Here is a 23,362-nt window from a genome sequence, read left to right as displayed (position 1 = left end):
AGACGCGCGCCGCCGTCGAGAGCGGCGCCGCCGACCACGCCCCCGGCAACACCGTCATCACCGCCCGCGCACGGGACGGTGGTTTGGAAGGGGCCCTTCTACATCGGATTGCGATAAGAAGGGACCCTTCCTTCGAAATGCTCACAGAGGGTTCCATTTTCGACTGCTCGCGGGGTAGCGTGCGGCGGTCATGTTGATCATATGGCGCGTCGCGCCGCGATCGACAACGAATCCCTCGTAAGGAGCTCAACCGTTGCGTACCTTGCAACGCGTCGTCGGTGGTGCGCTGGCCGCGCTGCTGACCGCGGGCATGGTGGCGGTCACCGCCGCCCCCGCCCAGGCAGATCCCACCTTCCCGCTGTACGGCCCGTACCCGGCCACCACGGCCATCGACGGCCGGGGCAGCATGGACGCGAACAACCGCACCGCCACCGACCTCTACACCACCGGTGAGCAGGTCTACGTGCGCTGCCAGGACTCCGGCCTGTCCGCCGGGGGCAGCACCATCTGGGACTACACCCGCGAGGGCTACTGGATCCCGGACGCCTACATCCGCACCGGCACCAGCGGTTTCGTGGCGAAGATCCCGCGCTGCCTGGCGATCGGCATCAACGGCACCCCGACGGCGGGCGGCTCGAACACCGGGCCGTACCCGGTGAAGTTCGCCGTCGACGGGCGCGGCAGCGCGAATCCGGCCGACCGGGTCCGCGTCGACGCCTACCCGGCGGGCAGCTCGCTCTACGTCCGCTGCCAGGACTACGGCGTCAGCGTCGACGGCTCGACCCTGTGGATCTACACGATCGACGGGTACTGGGTGCCCGACGCGTACGTGACCACGGGCACCAGCGGGCGCATCTCGGGGGTGCCGCTCTGCTCGTCGATCGGCATCAGCGGCGGCGTGGCCACCAACCCTGACGGCGGCACCCAGTTCAAGATCCGCACTACCCTCAACGGCTACTACGAGAAGACGCTGAGCGGTGGGAGCGTCTGGGACAAGTACAGCGAGGGCGAGTACGTCACGATCATGTGCCAGGCGTACGGCCCGGTCAACTACGGCGGCTCGACGATCTGGGACCTGACCAGCGACGGCCTCTGGCTGCCCGACTTCTACGTCATCACCGGCTCCAGCGGCATCGTGCTGCGCCGTTGCGACAGCGACGGCCCCTCCGGCGGCGGCAGCGGCAGCGGCTACCTGGCCAAGACCACCCTCAACGGGTACTACGGCAAGAGCCTGACCTCGGGCAGCGTCACCGACAAGTACCCGGGCGGCAGCTACGTCAGCATCGTCTGCCAGGCGTACGGCGAGTTCAACTACGGCGGCTCGGCGATCTGGGACAAGACCTCCGACGGGCTGTGGGTCGCCGACTACTACATCTCCACCGGCTCCGACGACATCGTGATGTCGCGCTGCGACAGCGACCCGAAGCCGACCGGCGGCCCCGGCAACCCGACCGTCCCGTCGACCCCGTCGCCGGGCAGCGTCGCCTCGGGCAACATCCGGGCCGAGATCGTCAACGCGGCCCGCAGCCAGCTCGGCACGCACGAGTGGGGCGACAACTGCAACCCGTACGGCTACCACGGCGCCACCAAGTGCGGCGACCCGTGGTGCGCCATGTTCGCCTCGTGGACCTGGCAGCAGGCCGGCATCGACGTGTACTTCCCGTACTCGGGCACGTTCGAGACCTGGGGCCGCAACCACGGGCTGCTGCGCTCGAAGAGCAACATCCGCCCCGGTGACGTGGTCATGTACGGCACCAGCTACTACGACAGCCACCACATCGGCGTCGTGGTGGATGTGCTCCCCGACGGGCGGATCACCACCATCGAGGGCAACTACGGCAACAAGGTGACGCAGGTCGGCCCGTTCGACCCGAACCACCCGGCGCCGATCCACTCGTACAGCAACATCTACGCCGTGGTCGCGCCGGTCGCCGACCCGTCCACCGACGTCACCTGGGGCGTCAACACCGTCTCCGACCAGGACGACGAGCGCGACGGCATCGACGGCGACGAGGAGCTGTGCACCGACAACGCGTACTCGGGCATCTACTACACCGCCTGCCTGGAGTACACCGGCAGCCTGGTCCGGTCGCACTTCTACGCCGTACCGCTGAGCACCTTCAAGGCGGTCCGCGGCAAGCTGACGCTGCTCGACTCGGCCGGTGATCTGGAACTGCGGACGTGCCAGGCGTCGTGGTTCAGTGACGACAGATCCTGTGACGGGCCGGTCAACCATCCGACCAGCGGCAACGTCACCGTGCTGCAGACCGACATCGAGGTCGACGGCGGCTGGAAGCACAAGCTGCGCGTGGCCACGATGAACGTCGACGGCGAGGAGCAGAAGAACGGGACGTACTGCGGCCCGACCGCGACGCAGGCCATCCTGAAGTCGCTGGGCAAGAGCCCGCTGGGCTCGCAGGACTACTACGCCGGCAAGCTGGGCACCGACTCGCTGGGTACCAACCCGTGGGACGTGCGCGACGTGCTCAACGCCGAACTGGCGGGCAAGGCGGGCCTGGTGGACTACGTCTACCACGACTACGCGGCCGAGGGCGCGTCCAGCGCCAAGTGGGAGTTCGTCAAGAACAAGCTGGCCCGCTCGGTCGACCTGGGCCAGCCCGCCGCGATCGTGGTCCAGGCCAAGGACATCCCGTGGTGGGACAACGACGACACGTTCACCATGCACTACCTGGTGGTGCAGGGCTACGGCGCGACCGTCGACGACGGCGGCGTCTACACGGTGGACAAGTTCGTCGTCTGGGACCCGGACAGTGACAAGCACTTCCTGACCACGTCCAGCGAGATGTACAGCATGACCAACATGGACGGCATCCCCGGCCAGGGCCACATGATCGTGGTCGCGGAGTAGGCACTGTCGCCAGCTGGCGACAGTTTCGGGGAAACTGCAGCAATCCGGCCTCGGATTCGTGTAGTTTCCCCGAAACCGCACCCCCGACGCGCGGGGTGTCAGGCCCCGAGGACGTTGACGGCCCCCTATCAACGCCAGCACGGCCAGCCCGACCCGCCAGCGCTGCTCGCCCTCGGTGACGCGCCGCCACGCGGGCACGGCGTGGTAGGTGGTGCCCTGCTCCGGCGCCGGTGAGCTCATGTCGCGATGGTGCCGCAGCCGACCGTGACCGCACCAGCCCCGGCCGGTGGCGGATCGCCGCCAGACCCGGCGGAAGAGGACGGCCCCGGCGGGGTGCCGGGGCCGTCCGTGGGAGGTTCAGGGTGCGTCAGCCGATCAGGGCTGGTGACCCGTGCTGCGCGAGGAGTGGGTCACCAGGATGGCCGAGTTGACCACCGTGGTGCCCGGCACGGTCGAGGCGACCATCTCGGTGCTCACCACGCCCACGCCGGTGCTGATCCCGCGCAGGTTCACCGTGTACGTCGCCGTACCGCCCGGGGTCGGGTCGGTGCTGGTGACGACCAGGTCCTCGCCCGGCAGGGTGCCCAGCGGCAGACCCGCGCCGCCCAGGCCGCTGGCGTTCTCGGCGCCGACCAGGAACGGCTGGCCGAGGTTGTTCGGCAGCGCGCCCGGGTCGTACGTGAACGAGATGTCCTGCGTGCCGTTGATCCCGATCCAGACCTGGAAGTGCTGGTTGGCGCTGGTGCCGAACACATCGACCTGCCACTCGAAGACCAGCCAGCTGCTGACGCCGTCGGTCAGGCTGGCGACCCGGATGCCCTCGTCGCCGGTGCCGTCGAGGTCGGTCCAGAACGGGGCGAGGACGTTGTTCGGCCGCGCCGGGTCCGGGATCTGCATCAGGTTGCAGCAGTTGTTGTCCTCGCTGGTGCCGCCGCCCACGACCAGGTAGCCGTTGGAGTCGACGCCGACGCGGTCGTAGGACACGCCGTTGTACAGGAACGCCGGCACGTTGAAGTTGACCATGTCCTCATCGCCGACCGGGGTCGGTGCGATGCCGAACAGCTCCAGCGGCAGGTAGCCCGCCGGGGTCGCACCGGGAGCGATCGCGGGCACGCCCGCGGCGGCACCCGGCAGGGTGACCCCCTTCAGCTCCACCGTGCTGCCGTTCTTGACCGTGGCGCCGGTGGCTCCGATGACCTTGAGGTCGGAGTCGACGGTGGTCTTGAAGTCGGTCGTCGCGTCGGCGAACGAGTTGTTCACCGCGGTCACGGTGCAGCTCGTGGTGCCGTACTTGACGATGGACGTGGCGGCGCAGGTGCTGTCCAGGCTGACGGTGCCCTGCTGCGGCACGAAGGCCACCGGCAGGTGCAGCGCCGGCTGGCCGGCCTTGGTCGGGGTCAGCTTGATCTGGCCGAAGTACTGCGCGGTCTCGGCCCACGAGCTGATGGTGACGGTCAGCTTCACCGACTTGCCGGGGGCGAGGGTGAACGTGCTCGGCGACACCGTGATCCGGCTCTTGGCCGGCGCCGTCGTGCTCACCTTGTAGGTCAGCGTCTTGCCCGAGACGTTCTTGGCGACACGCTGGGTGGTGACGCGGCCCGGCAGGGTCGGCACGTTGATCGACGGCAGGTTGAGGTGCGTCGCGGTCAGCTCGTCGCTGCCCAGCGCGAACATCCGCTCCGCGGTCTCGTCGAAGGTCAGACCCGGGTTGGACGCGCGGGTCAGGTCCAGGCGGCCCGAACCGTAGTCGAACGGGTCGGCCGGGGTGACCGTGTCCTCCTTGACGACCGACGTCTTCGCCGTGGTCATCATGGCCGACTTGATCTGACCCGGGGTCCAGGTCGGGTGCGCCGCCTTGAGCAGCACGGCCGCGCCCGCGATGTGCGGCGACGACATCGAGGTGCCCGCGATCGCCTGGAAGTACTCGCCCGCCGGACCGCCCTCGGGCGAGTCCGGGGTGGGCGTGTTGCCCGCCAGGATCTGCACGCCCGGCGCGGTGATGTCGGGCTTGATGCCCAGACCGCCCGGACCGCGCGAGGAGAACGCGGCCATCACGTCGCCCTGGCCGTTGTGCTTGGCGCCGCCGGTGAAGCTGGCGGTGACGCCGGTGTGGCCGGCCACGAACGCGTTGAACGCGGTGCCGTCGGCCAGGTGCACCGTCGGCAGGTAGTGGTTGTCGGTCTCCACGTCGGCCAGCGTCGCGTTGAACAGGATCATGCCCGCGGCGCCGCCCTGGGAGGCGTGCAGACCCTTCTCCACCCGCGCGTTCACGCCGCGCTGGCAGGCCAGGATCTTGCCGGTGAACAGGCCCGCCGGCGGCGTCGTGGTGCACAGCGCGTCGCTGTACGGCGCCTCGGAGGCCAGCACGACCGGGTACTCGCCGACCCCGGCGGTGATCGAGGCACCGGTCAGGGTCAGGGTGTCCGCGCCGCCCTTGAGGGTCAGCGTCGACACGAACTCGCGCGTCTGGGTCGACGCGGCCACCGTGGTGACCCACGGCGCCACGTGGTCGGTCGTGGCCGAGCCCGGGCCGGAGTTGCCCGCCGAGGCCGCGACGAACACGCCGGCGGCGTACGCGTCGAGGAAGGTCAGCTCGACCGGGTCGGTGTACGGGTTGCTGCCGCCGGAGATCGAGTAGTTGATGACCGACACGCCGTCGAGGATCGCCTGCTGCGCGGCGGCGGCCAGGTCGGAGCTGTAACCGCCCTGCGGGCCCAGCGCCTTGTAGACCGACAGCCACGCGCCCGGCGCGACGCCGTTCAGCGGACCGCGCTCCACGCCGAACACCTTCGCCGAGGCGAGCTTGTTGCCCACCGCGGTGGAAGCGGTGTGGGTGCCGTGCCCGCCGCTGTCACGCGCCGACGGGTACATGTCGTCGTTGTTCTGCGCGTTGTAGGTGTCCAGGAACGCGCCGCCGCCGATGAGCTTGTGGTTGCAGACGAAGACGTCCGACTCGGGCGTCAGCGGGTTGTCGCCGAAGTCGCACTCGCGCGCGGTGCCGTCGGCCTTGGCCGGCGGGGTGCCCAGGTTGCCCTGGTCGGCGAAGGACGGGTGCTCGGGCCAGGCACCGGTGTCGATGATGCCGACGATGATGCCCCGGCCCGCGTTGCGGGTGCCGCCCAGGCCCGGGTAGAGCGAGGTGGCGCCGATGAACGGCGAGCTGGCGTCGGTCAGCGGCTTGCGCAGCTCGTCCTTCTGCACCGCGGCCACGCCGGGGATCTTCAGCAGGTCGGCGATGCGGTTGGCCGGGACGACCGCCGCGACGCCGCCGTACACGGTGCGCAGGCGGGTGCCCGCCTTGGCGCCGGGCACCTTCGCCAGCGCCTTGACGAAGGCGTCCTCACGCTGGGCCAGGTAGCCCTCGTACCGCTTCTCCGCGGCGCTGCCGGACAGCTGGCGGCCGGTCACGGTCGGGCTGGTGGCGGCGTACCCCTGCACGCCGCCGGTGTAGGTCGCCACCGCGTCGGCGTCGAGCTTCACCAGGACCGGCACCAGGGTGCCGTCCTTGCGGCCCAGCAGCGACGGGTCGGTCTGCGCCAGGCGGCTGCTCGGCGTCTTCTGGCCCTTGATGAAGGACGACGCCTCGATCTTCGTCGCGGAGAACCGCGATGGCGACGGTGCGGCGGCACTGGGCGTGGTCCACGTCGCACCGGCTAACGGAACGACGAGGACCCCCACAAACGCAGCTCGTAGCCACTTGGGAGGTCTCATCTGAGCCCCTTTCGGAGGGTGTTGGCAGTGCCCACCGGCATCGCGGAGGCGATCCGATCACGACGGAGCGGGGTGCGCGCGCACCGTGCCCCCGATCCACGTCACCCGACCATCCTTGAAGTAAGGGGTCGTCTGTGGAATCCACCTATCGGACGGGTGCTTCACAGCGGAGCTTCAGCTTCGCGCGCCTGCGTCCATATTGGTGTGTACACAATATCGACACAAACAACTAAAACGACGGCGCCATAGCCGCAACCACGGCAGTTTATAGATGTTAATAGATTGTTTCAACAGTCTCGTCGTATCGATATCCGACAATCGATAGACAGACAACGATCCTTAACATATCGGTGACCGTCGAACAGTTTGCATCGGCGGTCACATCCGTCCCCCTCAGATCGGAGGCCCCTCGTGGTCCGACTCGTACGAGCCGCCATGATCGCCACTCTCGCCCTCGGCGGCAGCCTGCTCGCGGCGGCGCCAGCCGACGCGGCAGTGATCGACCTGACCTGCACCTCGCCGAACAGCACCAACGTCACCACGTTCAACCCCCCGCTGACGCTGGTGAACCAGCCGACCGTCGTCCAGCGGACGACGAAGTACAACCCGTGCCGCGCGGAGCGGGTGCCGCAGCTCAACTCGGGCTACGAGACCAAGACGATCACGATGAACGACGACTGCACGATGGTGCTGCTGACGCTGAACGTCAACTTCACCATCACCTGGAACACCGGGCAGACGTCGACCATCAGCGCGGTGCGCAGCGCCACCATCTCGGGCGGCCAGCTGATCGTGACCTTCAACGGCACGGTCACCGCGGGCCTGTTCGCGGGCAGCCAGGTCAAGCAGGTGTTCACCGCGTCCGCGGCCAACCTGGTCGCCTGCCTCAACGGCACCGCCAAGCTGCCGAGCATCACCTCTCGGGTAACGCTGACGATCTTCCACTGATCGTCGGACCGGGGCGGCGCCACCTCCCACGGGTGCCGCCCCGGCACCTCCGCCGACCGGACCGGGAGAGCAGGGCCCGGACGAGCGCACCCGCGGGATCCGCGCCGCGGCAATAGGATCTCGCTTCGTGTCAGACGACCGCGTTCCGCTTCTGCTCGGCCTCGCCCTGCTCGGCCTCGGCCTTCTTCTGAACTGGTCCCGAATCCGCCGCCGGCTGGCCTCGCGCCGTGCCCGGCGCGTCGACGCCCGGGTGGCGAAGCTGCTCGACCGGGAGCAGCACGCCGAGGCGGTCACCCTGATGCTGTACGAGATCGAACGCCTGCGCCCGGCCGCGGCCACCGACGCGGATCGCGCGCGGTTGGCGGGCATGCTGCGCGCCCGCGCGCATCAGTACCACCTCGCGGGGCGCCTCGGCGACGCCCGGCCGCTGGCCGAGGAGGCCGTCGCCGTGGCCCGGGTGGTCGCCGTCGGCAACCCCGGCCATGCGGCGTGGCCGCTGGTGACGCTGGCTCAGCTGCTGGCCGACCAGCGCGACGACGAGAGCGCCGGGCAGCGGCTGCGCGAGGCGTACGACGACGTCCGCGCCGACCCCGACCGCACCCCCGAGTCGGACGTCCTGCGAGTGCTCGTGGCCGCCAACTACAGCATGGTGCTGCGCCGGCTCGGCGCCCTCGAGCAGGCCGCCGACGTGGCGGCCTGGGGCGTCGACGTCGACCGGGCCACGGCCGCGGGCGGGCTGCCCGAGTTCACCCGGGCCAGTGCGGGCTGGCTGCACGCGGCCCTGGCGACGGCCCGGACGGACCTCGGTCAGGACGGGCGCGAGGACGCCCGCGAAGCCGTCGGGATCTGGCGGACTCTCATCGAGCGAGGGGTCTTCGACGAGCACGAGGGCGAGGGCGCGGCCTACGCCGACTTCGCCATGGCGTACGCGCTGCGGCCGTTCGATCCGGTGGCCGCCGAAGGCCTGGGCCGCCAGGCGTTGGCACGCTTCGAACTGCTTGCCGCCCGCGCCCCGGAGCGGCTGGAGCGCAGGCTGGCGGAGGTGCGCGGGTTCCTCACCGCGACGGCGTGACCGGCGCGGAGCCCTCGGGGACCGGCGCGTCCGGCCGCAGCAGGCCTTCGCCGACCAGTTCGGCCCAGAGGCCGCCGGGGACGGGGCGGTCGAACAGTTCGGCGCTGCGGGTGATGTTCTCGGGGCGGCCCGCGCCGACCACGACCGAGGCGACGCAGGGGTGGGCGGTGGCGAAGGCGAGTGCGGCCTGGGGCAGCGATACGCCGTGGCGGCGGCAGGTCAGGGCGATGGCCTGGGCGCGGGCGAGGATCTCGGCGGGCACGGTGCCGTACTCGTACGGGCGGGTCTCGTCGGGCCAGTCGACGGCGAGCAGGCCGCTGTTGAACACGCCCACGTTGATCATCGAGATGCCCCGGGCGGTGCAGACCGGCAGCAGGTCGTCGAGGGCGGGCTGCTCGAGCAGCGTGTAGCGGCCCGCGACCATCAGCGCGTCCACTTCGGTCTCGGCCGCGAACCGGGTGAGCACGGCGGTGTCCTTGGAGCCGACGCCGACCGCCCCGATCACGCCCTGGGCACGCAGCTCGTGCAGCGCGGGGTACGCCTCGCGCACCGCGCGGCCGGCGTCGGGGCTCTCCTCCGGATCGTGGATGAGCACCACGTCGATGCGGTCGGTGCCGAGGCGGCGCAGGCTGTCCTCGATGCTGCGGCGGACTCCGGCGGCGCTGAAGTCCCACTCGCGGCGCCGGTCGGCGGGCACGTCGAAGCCGTTGGCCAGGTCGTTGGCGGCGGCGCCGAGCGGGTTGTCGACCAGGATGCGGCCGACCTTGGTGGACAGCACGTACTCGGCGCGCGGGTGGGCGGACAGGGCTTGGCCGAGGCGGCGTTCGGACAGGCCGAGGCCGTAGTGCGGGGCGGTGTCGAAGTAGCGGATGCCCGCCTGCCAGGCGGCCTCGACGGTGGCGGCGGCGCGGTCGTCGGGGACGGCCCGGTAGAGGTTGCCGATGGAGGCGGCGCCGAGGCCGAGCGGGGACACGGAGACGCGGGAGCGTCCGAGCTGGTGGGGCATGGTGTTACCTCCGTCGGCAGGGCGGTTGGCATTATCCTATACGATATATGAAATGCCTGGCGGGCGAAATGCGGTCGAGTCCGGACCCGGCCCTCTGGCAGGGTGGACTTCCATGGACGACGACTGGAGCGGCCTGTGCGGCCGGGTGCGGCGGACCGTCGGCGAACTCGTCGCCTCCGGCGCCGAGACGGGGGTACAGGTCAGCGCGTACCTCCACGGCGAACCCGTCATCGACGTGTACGCGGGCGACGCCCACCCCGGCCGACCGGCGACCCCGGACACCCTGTTCCCCAGCTTCTCCACCGCCAAGGGCGTCACCGCCACGGTCGTACACGTGCTGGCCGAGCGCGGCGCCCTCGACTACGACCTGCGCATCGCCGACGTGTGGCCCGAGTACGCCGCCCACGGCAAGCAGGACACCACCCTCGGCCACGCGCTCACCCACGCCACCGGCGTGCCCCACCTGCCCGCCGGCACCAGCCCGGCCGACTTCGCCGACTGGCACCGCATGTGCGCGCTGATCGCCGACGCGGTGCCGCGGTGGGAGCCCGGCACCCGGCAGGGCTACCACGCCTGGACCTACGGGTGGATCGTGGGCGAGACCGTCCGCCGGGCCACCGGCCGGACGCTGGCGCGGGTGCTCGCCGAGGAGGTCGCCGGACCGCTGGGCGTCGCGGACGAGCTCTTCTTCGGCGTACCGGAGCGGGTTCTCGACCGGGTGGCGCGGCTCGGCGAGCACGGCTGGCAGCCCGCGCTGTCGTACCTGTCGGCGAACCTGCCCCACTTCGACCTGGTGTGCCCGCCCGCGGTGCGGCCGGACGCGGCCCTGGGCAACCGCCCGGAGATCCTGCGCGCCGACGTGCCGGCCATCGGGACCTTCAGCGCCCGCGCGCTCGCCCGCATGTACGCGGCCCTGCTCGGCGAGGTCGACGGCGTGCGCCTGATCTCGCCGGAGCGGCTGGCGCGGGTGTCGGCGGTGGCGATGGACGGGCCGGACTGGGTGTTCGGGCAGCCGGTGCGGCGCAGCCTCGGCTACGCCGTCGAGGACGGCTACTTCGGGGCCAGCGGCAGCGGCGGCAGCCTGTCGTACGCGTTCCCGCAGCTCGGCCTCACCGTGGCCGCGACCAAGAACCGGATGTCGTTCGGCGACGGCGACCCGCTGGAGCAGCTGCGCGAACTGATCCAGACAGAGGTAGCCGCCGCCAAGGGCAGTTGATCAGGAAGCCGTGCCCGTGACACGCCGCCGAACCGTGCCACAAGTTCATGATCGACGGGGGGTGACGGCGACCTGGCGGGTGGCGGCGTTGAGGCGGTTCCACACGTTGATGCCGGAGATCGACAGCAGCAGGCCCTGGACCTGCTGCTCGGTGTAGTGACGGTTGACCTCGGCCCACAGCTCGTCGCTGACCGGGTCGGGGCGCCCCGGCAGCAGCGTCACGGCCTCGGTCAGCTCGAGGGCGGCCCGCTCGGCGTCGGTGAAGTACGGCGTGTCGCGCCAGGCCGACACGGTGTCGATCCGGTCGTCACTCTCGCCCTCCTTGCGCAGGTCGGCGGCGTGCATCCGGACGCACACGCTGCAGCCGTTGAGCTGGCTGGCCCGCAGGTTCACCAGCTCCAGCAGGGTCTTGCCGAGGCCGGTCGAGGCCACCGCGGCCCCCAGCCCCTGCAGGGCCTGCATGGCGCCGGGGATGCTCAGCGCGGGGTGCGCCATTCGTGCCTGCATGTCGTAACTCCTTAAGATCTTGGAGGGCCGTCACATCGGCCGCTCCGGTCGGGTCAGTACTTCGACACAGCACGACGGAGGAGTGTGACCGTGGACGGCGAAGAATTTCTGGCACAGCGGTTCGAGCAGCACCGGCCGCAGCTGCGCGCGGTGGCGTACCGCATGCTGGGCTCGTTCAGCGAGGCCGACGACGCGGTGCAGGAGGCGTGGCTGCGGCTGAGCCGCTCCGACGCGGCGGAGATCGACAACCTGGCCGCGTGGCTGACCACGGTCGTGGGCCGGGTGGCGCTGAACATGCTGCGCTCGCGGCGTACCCACCCGGAGGAGCCGCTGGAGGCGCACGTGCCCGACCCGGTGCTCAGCCCGCCCGGCGGCACCGACCCGGAGCAGGAGGCGCTGCTGGCCGACGCGGTCGGGCTGGCGCTGCTGGTGGTGCTCGACACCCTCGACCCGGCCGAGCGGCTGGCGTTCGTGCTGCACGATATGTTCGCCGTACCGTTCGACGACATCGCCCCGATCGTGGGCCGCAACGCCGCCGCCGCGCGGCAGCTGGCCAGCCGGGCCCGGCGCCGCGTGCAGGGCGCGGGCACCACCCCGGACCCCGACCTCGGGCGCCAGCGGGAGGCCGTCGACGCGTTCCTGGCCGCCGCGCGCGGCGGCGACTTCGACGGGCTGCTGGCCGTGCTCGACCCGGACGTGGTGCTGCGCGCCGACTACGGTGCCGCCGGCGGCTCCCGGCTGGTACGCGGCGCGCACGCGGTGGCCTCCGGTGCGGTGCTGTACAACAAGCTGGCGCCCGTGGCGCAGTTCGCCCTGGTCAACGGGGCGGCGGGCGTGGTCACCGTCGTCGACGGCAAGCTGGCCTCGGTGCTGGGCTTCCTGGTCCGCGACGGGCGCATCGTCGAGATGAACATCATGGCCGACCCGGAGCGGCTGGCCGACCTGGACGTGACGTACCTGGACAAGTGATCACACCGACGGATTGGCGACTGTGCGGCGGCGGCGGTGCCGCTACCGTACGGCGCCAACCCCAGGGAGGAAACGTGTCCGTCCGCCGGATCACCGCACTGCCCGTACTCGTGACCGCGCTGCTGACCTCGTTGCTGGTCGCGGCGCTGCCCGGCGTCGCCCAGGCGTCGGTCTCGCTGTCCGACGGCGCGGTCGCCGCCGCGTCCGCGCCGGAGACCTATCTCTACACGACGAGCAACTACTACTGGTCGGTCGCGGCGGTGCAGCCCGCCGTGCCCGGCGGCACCGACCTGACCCTCGACGACGGCACCGGCGTACCGCTGGCCACCAGCGCGATGCCGGGCAGCCGCACCGACTTCGTGGCGGTGAACTCCAACAGCGGGTTCCGGCCGCTGGGCCGCTACCAGGCGGTGGCGACCGGGACCGGGTCGTACTGGGTGCAGCAGCGCAGCGGGGCGAACATCGTCACGCTGCCGCCGATCACGCACCCGGGCAGCACCGGGCCGTCCGACCCGGACCTGGCCTTCGCCGTACTGGTCGACCACGACATCGTCAGCGTGGCCGACATCTGGCTGACCGGCGGCCAGCAGTTCTGGGCGAGCACCCTGTCCGCCGGATCCCACATGTTCCTGGTGTCGAGCACGTCGGGCGTGCCCGGCACGTACGTGCGCAACCGGATGGCCGCCATGAACGGGCAGACCATCGCGTACGTCGACGGGTGCACGAAGTACACGGCCGCGGTCACCGGCTGGCACGCGCTGGTGGTCATCGGCGACCGGGCCCCGGTGACGAACACGCCGACCCAGGGCGTGGCGTACGCCCTCAAGCGCGTCGACCCCGCCACCCCGAGCAGCTGCCCCGTCCGCAACTTCCCCTCCTCCACCCCGTAACCCGCCCCCAGCCGCCCGCGCCCCCGGCGGTTTGGAAGGGACCCTTCTTCTGCGTATTCCGATAAGAAGGGGCCCTTCCTTTCGCGGGGTGCACCCCCGGCGGGTGGGGCAGCGTTCGTGTGTTCTTCGTCTGGGGGACTTCGAGTTGTCGGCTGGGGTCCCGCTGGCGTTCCTAGCGTGGCGGCCATGCGCGTGGCGATCATCACCGAGTCGTTCTCCCCGGACGTCAACGGCGTGGCGAACTCCGTCTCGCGCGTGGCCGATCACCTGCTGGCCAGAGGCCACGAGCCGCTGGTCATCGCGCCCCGCCCGGGACGCCGGACGCGGCAGCTGATCACGCCGAAGCCGTACCCGGTGCTGCGGGTGGGGTCACTGCCCATGCCCGGGTACGGCAACGTCCGGCTCGCCTGGCCGACCCGTCGCCTGCGCGCCGCCCTGCGCGCGCACCGCCCCGACGTGGTGCACCTGGCCAGCCCGTTCATCCTCGGCGCCTGGGGCGCCCGCGCCGCCGCCGACCTGGGACTGCCGGTGGTGGCGATCTACCAGACCGACGTCCCCGGCTACGCCCGCGCGTACGGCGTCGGCCTCGGCGAGGCGGCCGCCTGGCACTGGATCCGCCGCATCCACGCCGGCGCCGCGGCGACCCTGGCCCCGTCCTCGATGACCGCCGCGCAGCTGGTCGCCAACGGGGTGCCGAGGGTCGGCCGCTGGGGCCGGGGCGTGGACACCGAACTGTTCCACCCGCAGCGGCGGGATGAAAGCCTGCGCGCCGAGCTGGCGCCGAACGGCGAGCTGCTCGTCGGGTACGTGGGGCGGCTGGCGAAGGAGAAGAAGGTCGAGCTGCTGGCCCGGACGGCGCGCATCCCGGGCGTACGGGTGGTGGTGGTCGGCGACGGACCCACTCGGGACGCGGTACGCCAGGCGGTGCCCGGTGCGGTGCTGCTCGGCGGGCGGGGCGGGGTGGAGCTGGCCCGGTTGTATGCCAGCCTCGACGTGTTCGTCCACCCGGGACCGTTCGAGACGTTCTGCCAGACGGTGCAGGAGGCGCAGGCCAGCGGCGTGCCCGTGGTGGCGCCCGCGACCGGCGGGCCGCTCGACCTGGTCCGGCACGGCGTGGACGGGCTGCTGGTGCCACCGGTCGACGGTGCCGCGATCGCGGAGGCGGTCGGGCTGCTGCTCGCCGATGCGGGGCTGCGGCGCGCGTACGGGCAAGCTGCCCGCGCGGCCGTCGCGGGCCGTACCTGGGCCGCCCTGGGGGACCTGTTGATCGCCCACTACCACGCCGCCGCCGGGACCGTGCCGGACGCGCTTGCCGCCGCGCCGCCGCCGGAGCCCGCGTCGTCGCTGCCCGCGACCAGCCTGCCCGTCGCGGTGCCGGTCTCGTGACCGCGCCTACCGCCGCTGTCGGCGCGACCTCGACCGCGCCCACCACCACGGACCTGACCGACTCGAACGCCTCGGCGAACCTGGCGTCGACCGCCGACAGTGACGTGACCTCGACCGGGCCCGTCGACGGGCCGCCGCTGCGGATCGTCAGGCTGGCCAACTTCGTCACGCCGAGTTCGGGCGGGCTGCGGACCGCGCTGCGCGAGCTGGGGAAGGGGTATCTGCGGGCAGGGCACGAGCCGGTGCTGGTGATACCGGGGCCGGAGTACCGCGACGAGCTGACCGAGCAGGGCCGGGTCATCACGCTGCCGGGGCCGCGGGTGCCCGCGCTGGGCGGATACCGGCTGCTGGTGCGGCGCCGACCGCTGCTGGACGTGCTCGCGACGCTGCGGCCGGACCGGCTGGAGGTGTCCGACCGGACCACGCTGCGCTGGACCGGCGGGTGGGCGCGGCGCCACGGCGTACCCAGCGTGATGGTGTCGCACGAGAGCGTCGACGGGCTGCTGGGTGTGGTGAAGCTGCCCGCGCGGGTACGGAACCTGGCCGCCGCTGGGCTCAACCGGGCCAGCGCCGCCCGCTACGACCGGATCGTTTGCACCACCGAATGGGCCACCGGCGAGTTCACCAGCCTCGGCGCCGGCAACGTCACGCAGGTGCCGCTCGGGGTCGACCTGGACCTGTTCCACCCGTCGCGCCGCGACGCCGGAGCACGGGCCGGGTTCGCCGCGCCGGACGAGGTGCTGCTGGTCTGCTGCACCCGGCTGTCGCCCGAGAAACGCCCCCAGCGCGCCCTGCTCACCCTGCGTACGCTGCGCGAACGCGGGGTGCCCGCGCGGCTGCTGATGATCGGCGACGGGCCGCTGCGCGGTCGGCTGGAGACCGGGGCGGCCGGGCTGCCGGTGGTGTTCACCGGCTGGGTCGCCGACCGGGTCCGGCTGGCCGAACTGCTCGCCGCCGCCGACGTGGTCGTGGCGCCCGGTCCGATGGAGACGTTCGGGCTGGCGGCGCTGGAGGCCCTGGCCTGCGGGTCACCGGCCGTGGTCAGCGCGTCGAGTGCGCTGCCCGCCGTGGTCGGGGACGCCGGGGTCGCGGTGGCGGGCGAGGATCTGAGCGCCGGTGTGCTGGAGCTACTTGCCCGGTCCGAGGCGGAGCGCCGGGGCACGGCTCGGGGGCGGGCCGAGCGGTTCGGCTGGGATGTCGCGGTCCGCGGCTTCCTCGCCGTACACCAGACGCTCGTCTCCTGCTCGCGCTCCTGACCGGTCGGACCTCCTCCACGGACGGCGCGGTATCAGGCGCGTTCCGCCGCCAAACCGGGCGCCACCTGGTGTGATGGGCCGGGAGGATGCATGGCTGACTGGGCGACGATCGCCGACCTCGGCACGGCGGCCGGGACCGCGCTGCTGGCGGTCGCGACCTTCGCCTCGACGCGTTCGGCGGGCCGGGCCACCGCGACCGCCGAGCGCGCCCTGATGGAGAGCCTGCGCCCGATCCTGGTGCCGTCCCGCTGGGACGATCCCACTCAGGAGATCCGCTTCCTGGACGGCCGATGGCTCCCGGTGCACGGCGGGCGCGCCGCGGTGAAAGTCACCGACAAGGTCTTCTACCTGGTCATGTCCGTGCGCAACGCGGGCCGCGGACTCGCCGTCCTGCACGGCTGGGACATGCCCGCCGAGGAGCACAGCCCGCACCGCGACCCGGCCGACTTCCGCCGCCTGACCCGCGACGTCTACGTGTCCGCGGGCGACCTGGGGTTCAGCCAGGTGACGGTACGCGATCCGACGAGCCAGGAGTTCCGGACCGTGTGCGACACCGTCACCTCCGGGGGCGAGCTGTGGCTGGACATCCTCTACGGCGACGCCGAGCGCACCCAGCGCGTGATCACCCGTTTCGTCGTATCGCGCAGTCCCGTGGCGGACTCCACCGAGCACGACTGGGCTCTGACCGCCAACCGCCACTGGAACCTGGACCGCCCGGACCCCCGGTGAGCGTGCCACGCCTCCGAGGCGCGACTTCCTGACGGCGGTCATACGGCGGACACGGCTGCTTCAACGGGCCGACGCGTTTCGTACACCGGGCACTGGCAGCCTGCCTGGGTGCCCGCCGCTCCACCCTCCCCCGACGCGCGCGGTCTGCGCCTGCTCGGCTTCGCCGGGTCGGTCGCGCTGGCGGTCGGCGGGCTGGCCGCCGGGGCCCTGCCGGTACGCGACACGCTCGCCCCGGTCCTGGGCCTGTCGGCACTGCGCCAGCACGAGCAGGCCGGACTGGTCTGCGCCTACTTCGGGCTGGCGCTGCTGTCGGCGGCCTGGTGGCGACTGGGCCGGGCGGTACGCGGGCCGCGCCCGCCGGACACCCGCTTGCTCCTGCTCACCCTGTCCGCGTGGGCGGCACCGCTGCTGCTGGTGCCGCCGCTGTTCAGCCGGGACGTGTACAGCTACCTGGCGCAGGGCGCCATGGTCGGCGCCGGCATCGACGTGTACGAGTTCGGCCCGTCCCGCCTCGGCGGCCCCCTGTCGGCCGAGGTGCCCCCGATCTGGCAGCACACCCCGACCCCGTACGGCCCGGCGTTCCTCGCCCTGGCCACCGCCGTGGCGCGGGCCGTCGACACCGACGTGCCGCTGGGCGTGCTCGCGATGCGGGCCGTCGCCCTGGCCGGGGTGGTCCTGCTGCTGCTCTGCCTGCCCCGGCTGGCCCGCGCCTGCCACGTCGACCCGGCCGCCGCGCTGTGGCTGGGCGGCCTCAACCCGCTGGTGCTGCTGCACCTGGTCGGCGGCGCGCACAACGACGCGGTCATGCTGGGGCTGCTCGCCGCCGGGCTGACCGCCGCCGCGGCGGCCCGGTTCGGCCTGGCCACCGTCCTGATCACACTCGCCTCGCTGGTGAAGGCGCCCGCCACGCTGGGCCTGGCCGTGGTGGTGTGGCTGTGGCGGGACCGGCTGCCCCGGCACGCGACCCTGTCGGCGCTCGGCTTCACCGCGCTGTTCACGGTCGCGACCACGGCCGCGGTGACGGCGGTGACCGGCACCGGGTACGGCTGGCTCCGCTCCCTCAACACCCCGGTCTCGTCGCAGAACTGGTCGCTGAGCAGCACCTTCGGCCGGATCACGCGCAACCTGCTGCACCTGTTCGGCAGCGACCTCGCCCCGCTGGCGATCCCCGCCTGGCGCTGGCTCGGCCTGGCCGCCGCCGTCGCGGCCACCTGGTACGCCTGGCGCGCCCAAGACCGGTCAAGTTGCCCGGCAATCGGGCACTCGGGGGGCCAAGATACGCCCGATTGCCCGGCAACTCCGATGACCTTGGCACCGGGACCGGGGCGGGGGCGGCGGAGGTTCGGGCCGGTTTATGCGCTGGGGTTGAGTCTGAGCGCGGTGGCGCTGCTCGGGCCCGCGCTGCGGCCGTGGTACCTGCTCTGGGGGCTGGTCCCCATCGCCGCCGCCGCGCCGGACGGGCGGGTACGCCGCTGGGCCGCCGCGGCCTGCCTGGTCTTCGCGGTGCTCGTCTTCCCCAGCGGGTTCACCCCGCGCCTCACCGACCTGGCGGCCGCGCTGGCCGGGGCGCTGCTGGCCGTCCCGGTCCTGGTCGGCCTCAGCGCCGGCCTGGCCGCCGCCCGACGAAGGGAACCCGTCTCGTGCTGACGACCGGTCGTGCCCGGCTGCTGTGCCTGGCCGGGCTGGCCACCGCCGTGGCCCTGTTCATCGCGCTGGTGCCGGGGCACCGGGGGTGGTTCGACGTGAGCGTGTACTACGGCACGGTCGACGACTGGGTGCACGCGGGCGGCGGCATCTACGACTACCTGAAGCCGGGCACGCACTACGGGTTCACGTACCCGCCGTTCGCGGCGGTGGCGATGCTGCCGATGAGCCTGCTGGGCTGGCACACCGTGGTCGTGGTGCACACCGCGCTCACGGCGGCCGCCTGCGCGGCGCTGGTGTACTGGCTGGTCGACCCGATCGCCCGCGAGCACGGCTGGAGCCGGTGGTTCTCGTTCGGCCTGGGGGCGTGCGCGCTGGCGATGCTGCAACCGGCCCGGGACACGGTCAGCTTCGGCCAGGTGAACCTGCTGCTGGTGGCGCTGGTGTGGGCCGACGTGCAACTCCTGGCGCGCGGGGCGGGCCGGTTCGGGCGCTGGGCGGGCGTCGGGATCGGACTTGCCGCCGCCGTCAAGCTGACCCCGGCCGTCTTCATCGTGCTCCTGCTGCTGGCGGGGCGGCGCCGGGCTGCGGCGACCGCCGCCGCGACGGCGGCCGCCGCGACGGCCGTGGCCGCGCTGGTCGCTCCGGCGCCGTCGCTGGCGTTCTGGACCGGCGCGCTGTGGCAGACCAGCCGGGTCGGGGACCTGGCGTACATCTCGAACCAGTCGCTGCTCGGGGCGCTGGCCCGGCTGCGCGACACCCCGCCGGACCGGGTGGTGTGGCTGGTAGCGGTGGTGGCGGTGCTGGTGCTGTGGGCCTGGCGGGTACGCCGGGCGGCGCGCGCGGGCGACCTGGCGGGCGGGTTCGCGCTGACCGGACTCGTCGCCTGCCTGGTCAGCCCGATCACCTGGGTGCACCACCTGGTGTGGGCGGTCCCGGCGCTGGCGGTGACGGTCCGGGTGGCGCTGTCGCGGCCCGCGGCCCGGCGGCGGCGCCTGCTCTGGGGCGCCGGCACGGCGTACGTGATCCTGTGCAGCAGCGTGGTGTGGCTGTGGTGGTACCACCACTCGGGGCTGGGCGGGCTGCTCGGCGGCAGCGCGTACGTCTGGGTGACGCTGGCGCTGCTGGTCCTGATGCCCGTGCGCCCCGCCCCGGCCCCCGTGCCGGTGCCGGTCGTGGCGGGCCGGGAGCGGGTCCTGTCCCCTGCCGTTCACGCGGCGGCGGAGCGGGAGTCGGTCTCCGTACTCGCGGCGCGGCCATGATGCGCACGCCGCCCGGCCCGGCGCGGCGTACAGGGGCGGGAAAAGACCGATGAACCTTGCCAGTATCGCGCTCGGCGTGCTCGCCGCGGCGCTGTTCGCGGCTGCCGCAGCGCTGCAGCACCGGGTGACCAGCGCCCAGCGCGACCGGCCCGCCGACGGCTGGCTGCCGGTGCTGGCGGTGGTGCCGGGCCTGCTGCGGCACCGGGTGTGGCTGGCCGGGTTCTGCTGCAACGTGCTCGGGTTCGCGGTGCACGCGGCGGCGCTGCACACCGGCTCGATCAGCATCGTGCAGGCGCTGCTGTCGGTGCAGCTGCTGCTGGCGCTGCCGCTGGCCGCGGCCCGGACCGGGCGGCCGCCCGCGCCGCGCGACTGGTGGGGCACCCTCGCGGTGGTCGCCGGACTGGTGACGCTGGTGCTGGCCCGGGGATCGGTGCCGCAGACGGTGCGCCACGGCCGGGTGCCGCTGGTGCTGCTCACCGCAGTGCTGCTGGTCGCGGCGCTGATGGTGGCGGTACGCGGGCGGCTGGGGCGCATCGCCCGTACGGCCGCGGTCGGGGTGGCTGCCGGGATCGGGTTCAGCACCACCGCCGTGCTGACCGTGGTGGTCACCGACGAGCTGGCCCGGGGCGGCCCGGCGGCGGTGCCGCGCCACTGGCCGCTGTACGCCCTGGCCCTGTCCGGCCTGGTCGCCGCCCTGCTGGTGCAGGAGGCGTTCCGCAGCGGCGCGCTGCCGGCCGCGCTCACCGCGATGACCGTGGCCGACCCGGTGTTCAGCTGGGTGTGGGGGGCCGTCCTGTTCGACGCCGCCCCGCCGACGAGCCTGTCCGCGCTGTCCGCGCTTACCGCGTCCGGGGTGGCCATCGCTTCCGGGGTGGCCACGCTCGCGTTCTCGCCCACGTTGGCGCCGCCCGCCGACACCCCGGCAGCGCTGGAACACAACGCGAACAGCAGATGAACAAACAGGTCACAGCCCGGATCCCGGTTGGCGCGGTCCGCCGGGCGGATCTAGCGTGACCGCTGTGGCCCTGTCCGCACCGACCCGTCCTGAACTGTCGCACGCCGCGTACACCGCCGAGCGGCTGCTGCGGGACCTGCCGGAGCGCTGGGCGCACTCGGCCGGAGTGGCCCGCCGCGCCCGCGAGCTCGCCGCCACCGTGGCCCCCGCCGAGCGGGAGCTGCTGGTCGCCGCCGCCTGGCTGCACGACGTCGGCTACCACGCCGAGCTGGCCGAGACCGGCTTCCACCCGCTGGACGGCGCGCTGTGGCTGCACCGCCGGGGCTGGCCCGAGCGGCTGTGCGCGCTGGTGGCGCACCACTCCGGGGCCCGGTTCGCCGCCGCCGCGCGGGGCCTGTCCCCGGAGCTGGCCCGCTACCCGTTCGAGGCGTCGCCGCTGACCGACGCGCTCACCTACGCCGACCAGACCGTCGGGCCGTACGGGCGCCCGATGGCGGTCGGCGAGCGCATCGCCGAGGTGCTGTCGCGCCACGGGGCCGACTCGGTCCAGGCCCGCATCCACCACCAGCGCGAGCCGTACCTGCTGGCCGTGGCGGCACGGGTGGAGCGGCGGCTCGCCGCCGCATAGGCAAGAGTTCGCCCACCGTTCGCCGGCCGTACCACCCGGCCGCCCTGCCGCGCCGCCGACGGTCGGTCACAGTTGCGCACATGACCGACCTGTACGACTTCCGCCTGGTGACCGCCAGCGCGTACCCCGGCATGATGGCCCCGCTGACCGAGCACCCGTCGTGCGTGTGCGTCCTGTCCGGTGACGCCGCGACGCTGCCCGGCGCGCCGGTCCTGTCCCTGGAGGGCCTCGACGGGGTACGCCGCCGCTGGCGCTTCGGCGACGTGGCGCGCCTGGCCGACTTCGTCCCCAAGGTGCTGGCCGAGGCGCCCGCCGACGACCGGCCGATCCTGCTGGTGCCGCCGCGCGCCAGCACCGCCTGGGAGGCGGCCGCGGCGGCGTGGCCGGGCCGGGTGCGGCTGGGCGCCAGCCCGCTGGCCGTGGTCGAGCGGCTGGCCGAGGACAAGTCCTACCTGCGCCGGGTGATGAGCTCGCTCGGGGTGCCGGTGCCCGACGCGGTCGTCGCGGTCGCCACCGAGCTGTCGTACCCGGCGCTGGTGGAGCGCCTGGGCACCCCGTTCGTCGCGCAGACCCCGAACGGCGCGGGCGGGCAGGGCACGTACCTGGTGCGCGAGGCGGCCGAACTCGCCGCCGCGCTGGTCGCCCACCCGCACACCGACCGCTGGCTGGTGTCCCGGTTCGCCGGGCACACGACGGTGAACTGCGCGGCCATCGTGCACCACGACGGCGTACGCCTGCTGCCCGCCTCCACCCAGATCAGCGGGATCGAGCAGCTCGGCCTGGCCTTCGGCGGCTACTGCGGCAGCGACTTCACCACCCCGGACCTGGGTGAGGGCGTGCTCGCCCGCGCCTACGACCACACCCGCGCGATCGGGCACTGGCTGCGCGAGCGGGGGCACCGAGGGCTGTTCGGCGTGGACATCGCGGTCGCGGGCGACCAGCTCGCCTTCCTGGAGGTCAACTCGCGCGTCCAGGGATCGTCGTGGCTGCTCAGCCGCTTGCAGCAGCGGCAGGGCGGCACCCCGTGCCTGGAGCAGCACCTGCTGGCGGTGCTCGGCGCCCCACTCGGCGGGCCCGAGTGCCACCCGGACCCCGTCGGTTCCGGCAGCCACCTGCTGGTCCGCTGGCAGGGCCCGGCCGGGGTGGTCCGCGCGCTGCCCGCCACCGGCACCGACTCGGGGATCACCGTCTCCGGACTGCCCGGCACCGGCGTCTCGCTGCTTCCCGGTGCGATCCTCGGCCGGCTCGAATCCACCGGCAGCCTGGCCGCGGCGGACGGCCGCGCCCTCACCCCCGCTGCCGCGGCCGTGGTCGACGCGCTCGTCAGCGGCGTCGAGACGTCCCCGCTGCACTGACCGGGGCGGCCCATGCTGTCGCACGGTCACACCTCATACGGTGTGCATACACCCTATGAGGTGTGACCGCGCGCGCGAGTGTCCGCTCCCGACCAGGGCGGCACACCGCGACAGGGGCCGGCGGTCAGCCGAAGCGGCCGTTGACGTAGTCCTCGGTACGCGGGTCGGCCGGGCGGTGGAACACCTGCTCGGTCGGGCCGTGCTCGACGATGTGGCCGGGGGTGTTCTGCTCGGCCAGGAAGAACGCGCACTGCTGCGACACCCGCTGCGCCTGCTGCATGTTGTGCGTGACGATCACGATCGTGATCTCGGCGGCGAGCTCGGCGATGGTCTCCTCGACCCGGCGGGTGGAGGTCGGGTCCAGCGCCGAGCACGGCTCGTCCATCAACAGCACCCGGGGCCGCACCGCCAGCGCGCGGGCGATGCACAGGCGCTGCTGCTGACCGCCGGACAGGGCCGCGCCCGGCTGGCGCAGGCGGTCGCTCACCTCGTTCCAGAGCCCGGCCCGGCGCAGGCACTGCTCGACCAGGTCGTCGCGGTCCGACCGGCCGATCCTGGTGGCGGTGAGCTTGAGCCCGGCGGTCACGTTCTCGTAGATGGACATCGCCGGGAACGGGTTGGGCTTCTGGAACACCATGCCGATCTGGCGCCGCACGTCGGTGAGCCGCCGCTGCGAGTCGTAGATGTCGGCGCCCGCCAGCAGCACCTCCCCGGCCAGGGTGGCGCCGGGCACCAGCTCGTGCATGCGGTTGAGGATGCGCAGGAACGTGGACTTGCCGCAGCCCGACGGGCCGATCAGCGCGGTCACCGTACCGGCGGGCATCTGCAGCGACACCCGGTCGAGCACCTTGCGCTCGCCGAACCAGGCCGAGATCGACCGGGCGTCCAGCGGAGCGGCGTCCCCGATCGGGGCGTAGGTGTCGACGGCGGTCTCGGTGAGGGTCATCGCGGGGCCTTTC

At 72.9% G+C, this 23,362-nt stretch carries 18 protein-coding genes; 14 read left to right on the top strand and 4 right to left on the bottom strand.

All coding sequences use genetic code 11. The annotated features are described in order from the left end of the window. Positions 1 to 253 precede the first annotated feature (253 nt). On the top strand, positions 254 to 2,869 hold the full coding sequence (locus QEZ54_RS33360; RefSeq protein WP_281308752.1) for a CHAP domain-containing protein: 2,616 nt from the start codon (positions 254 to 256) through the stop codon (positions 2,867 to 2,869). A gap of 375 nt (positions 2,870 to 3,244) precedes the next feature. Here QEZ54_RS33360 and QEZ54_RS33355 read toward each other — a convergent pair whose 3' ends face one another. Further along, on the bottom strand, positions 3,245 to 6,547 hold the full coding sequence (locus tag QEZ54_RS33355; RefSeq protein WP_281308751.1) for a S8 family serine peptidase: 3,303 nt from the start codon (positions 6,545 to 6,547) through the stop codon (positions 3,245 to 3,247). 468 nt (positions 6,548 to 7,015) lie between these two features. Here QEZ54_RS33355 and QEZ54_RS33350 point away from each other — a divergent pair, with 468 nt between their 5' ends. Both QEZ54_RS33350 and QEZ54_RS33345 read left to right on the top strand, forming a co-directional pair. After that, entirely contained in the window at positions 7,016 to 7,528 is a 513-nt protein-coding gene (locus QEZ54_RS33350; protein WP_281308750.1) for a hypothetical protein, read from the top strand. 127 nt (positions 7,529 to 7,655) lie between these two features. After that, positions 7,656 to 8,600 carry a hypothetical protein gene (locus tag QEZ54_RS33345; RefSeq protein ID WP_281308749.1) on the top strand — a complete coding sequence of 315 codons (945 nt, stop codon included), beginning with the start codon at positions 7,656 to 7,658 and terminating at the stop codon, positions 8,598 to 8,600. Here the strand turns inward: QEZ54_RS33345 and QEZ54_RS33340 are convergent. After that, positions 8,584 to 9,606 (bottom strand): aldo/keto reductase, encoded by a 1,023-nt coding sequence (locus tag QEZ54_RS33340; RefSeq protein ID WP_281308748.1) that lies wholly within the window; start codon positions 9,604 to 9,606, stop codon positions 8,584 to 8,586. The genes QEZ54_RS33345 and QEZ54_RS33340 overlap by 17 nt on opposite strands. A 112-nt stretch (positions 9,607 to 9,718) precedes the next feature. Between QEZ54_RS33340 and QEZ54_RS33335 the strand changes: the two genes are divergently transcribed. Then, positions 9,719 to 10,822 carry a serine hydrolase domain-containing protein gene (locus QEZ54_RS33335; RefSeq protein ID WP_281308747.1) on the top strand — a complete coding sequence of 368 codons (1,104 nt, stop codon included), beginning with the start codon at positions 9,719 to 9,721 and terminating at the stop codon, positions 10,820 to 10,822. A gap of 45 nt (positions 10,823 to 10,867) precedes the next feature. Here QEZ54_RS33335 and QEZ54_RS33330 read toward each other — a convergent pair whose 3' ends face one another. Further along, a complete protein-coding gene (locus QEZ54_RS33330) occupies positions 10,868 to 11,329 on the bottom strand; it encodes a carboxymuconolactone decarboxylase family protein (protein ID WP_281308746.1) in 462 nt (153 codons plus the stop codon). A gap of 90 nt (positions 11,330 to 11,419) precedes the next feature. Here QEZ54_RS33330 and QEZ54_RS33325 point away from each other — a divergent pair, with 90 nt between their 5' ends. The 10 genes from QEZ54_RS33325 (at position 11,420) to QEZ54_RS33280 (ending at position 22,403) form a co-directional block, all read left to right on the top strand. Further along, positions 11,420 to 12,298, top strand: a complete 879-nt coding sequence (locus QEZ54_RS33325) for a sigma-70 family RNA polymerase sigma factor (protein ID WP_281308745.1) — start codon at positions 11,420 to 11,422, stop codon at positions 12,296 to 12,298. Between the two features lie 74 nt (positions 12,299 to 12,372). Further along, complete coding sequence (locus QEZ54_RS33320; protein WP_281308744.1) at positions 12,373 to 13,188, top strand: hypothetical protein; 816 nt, start codon at positions 12,373 to 12,375, stop codon at positions 13,186 to 13,188. A 186-nt stretch (positions 13,189 to 13,374) separates the two neighbouring features. Beyond that, complete coding sequence (locus QEZ54_RS33315; protein ID WP_281308743.1) at positions 13,375 to 14,574, top strand: glycosyltransferase family 1 protein; 1,200 nt, start codon at positions 13,375 to 13,377, stop codon at positions 14,572 to 14,574. Further along, positions 14,571 to 15,830, top strand: coding sequence for a glycosyltransferase (locus QEZ54_RS33310; protein WP_348650602.1), 1,260 nt, complete (start codon positions 14,571 to 14,573; stop codon positions 15,828 to 15,830). The genes QEZ54_RS33315 and QEZ54_RS33310 overlap by 4 nt, the downstream gene beginning before the upstream one ends. A 90-nt stretch (positions 15,831 to 15,920) precedes the next feature. Then, positions 15,921 to 16,559, top strand: coding sequence for a hypothetical protein (locus tag QEZ54_RS33305; RefSeq protein ID WP_281308742.1), 639 nt, complete (start codon positions 15,921 to 15,923; stop codon positions 16,557 to 16,559). A gap of 108 nt (positions 16,560 to 16,667) precedes the next feature. Further along, positions 16,668 to 18,206 (top strand): polyprenol phosphomannose-dependent alpha 1,6 mannosyltransferase MptB, encoded by a 1,539-nt coding sequence (mptB, locus tag QEZ54_RS33300; RefSeq protein WP_281308741.1) that lies wholly within the window; start codon positions 16,668 to 16,670, stop codon positions 18,204 to 18,206. Beyond that, positions 18,200 to 19,465, top strand: a complete 1,266-nt coding sequence (locus QEZ54_RS33295) for a glycosyltransferase 87 family protein (RefSeq protein ID WP_281308740.1) — start codon at positions 18,200 to 18,202, stop codon at positions 19,463 to 19,465. The genes mptB and QEZ54_RS33295 overlap by 7 nt, the downstream gene beginning before the upstream one ends. Before the next feature lie 49 nt (positions 19,466 to 19,514). Then, positions 19,515 to 20,420: a DMT family transporter gene (locus tag QEZ54_RS33290; protein ID WP_281308739.1), complete on the top strand. Its 906-nt coding sequence runs from the start codon at positions 19,515 to 19,517 to the stop codon at positions 20,418 to 20,420. A 55-nt stretch (positions 20,421 to 20,475) separates the two neighbouring features. Next, on the top strand, positions 20,476 to 21,048 hold the full coding sequence (locus tag QEZ54_RS33285; RefSeq protein WP_281308738.1) for an HD domain-containing protein: 573 nt from the start codon (positions 20,476 to 20,478) through the stop codon (positions 21,046 to 21,048). Positions 21,049 to 21,128: 80 nt separating this feature from the next. After that, positions 21,129 to 22,403, top strand: a complete 1,275-nt coding sequence (locus tag QEZ54_RS33280) for an ATP-grasp domain-containing protein (RefSeq protein ID WP_281308737.1) — start codon at positions 21,129 to 21,131, stop codon at positions 22,401 to 22,403. A 124-nt stretch (positions 22,404 to 22,527) separates the two neighbouring features. Here QEZ54_RS33280 and pstB read toward each other — a convergent pair whose 3' ends face one another. Continuing rightward, positions 22,528 to 23,349, bottom strand: coding sequence for a phosphate ABC transporter ATP-binding protein PstB (gene pstB / locus QEZ54_RS33275; RefSeq protein WP_281308736.1), 822 nt, complete (start codon positions 23,347 to 23,349; stop codon positions 22,528 to 22,530). Positions 23,350 to 23,362: the final 13 nt, after the last annotated feature.

The sequence above is a fragment of the Catellatospora sp. KI3 genome (assembly GCF_029948125.1).
GTDB lineage: Bacteria > Actinomycetota > Actinomycetes > Mycobacteriales > Micromonosporaceae > Catellatospora.
The sequence above is the reverse complement of the archived record's forward strand: the minus strand, read 5'-3'. Positions and strand labels throughout refer to the sequence as shown.

Excerpts from the sequence above, each read along its gene's own strand:
- QEZ54_RS33350 (WP_281308750.1), top strand. The coding sequence starts at position 7,016 with ATGATCGCCACTCTCGCCCTCGGCGGCAGCCTGCTCGCGGCGGCGCCA.
- QEZ54_RS33340 (WP_281308748.1), bottom strand. The coding sequence starts at position 9,606 with ATGCCCCACCAGCTCGGACGCTCCCGCGTCTCCGTGTCCCCGCTCGGC.
- QEZ54_RS33335 (WP_281308747.1), top strand. The coding sequence starts at position 9,719 with ATGGACGACGACTGGAGCGGCCTGTGCGGCCGGGTGCGGCGGACCGTC.
- QEZ54_RS33330 (WP_281308746.1), bottom strand. The coding sequence starts at position 11,329 with ATGCAGGCACGAATGGCGCACCCCGCGCTGAGCATCCCCGGCGCCATG.
- QEZ54_RS33315 (WP_281308743.1), top strand. The coding sequence starts at position 13,375 with ATGCGCGTGGCGATCATCACCGAGTCGTTCTCCCCGGACGTCAACGGC.
- QEZ54_RS33305 (WP_281308742.1), top strand. The coding sequence starts at position 15,921 with ATGGCTGACTGGGCGACGATCGCCGACCTCGGCACGGCGGCCGGGACC.
- QEZ54_RS33290 (WP_281308739.1), top strand. The coding sequence starts at position 19,515 with ATGAACCTTGCCAGTATCGCGCTCGGCGTGCTCGCCGCGGCGCTGTTC.
- QEZ54_RS33280 (WP_281308737.1), top strand. The coding sequence starts at position 21,129 with ATGACCGACCTGTACGACTTCCGCCTGGTGACCGCCAGCGCGTACCCC.
- pstB (WP_281308736.1), bottom strand. The coding sequence starts at position 23,349 with ATGACCCTCACCGAGACCGCCGTCGACACCTACGCCCCGATCGGGGAC.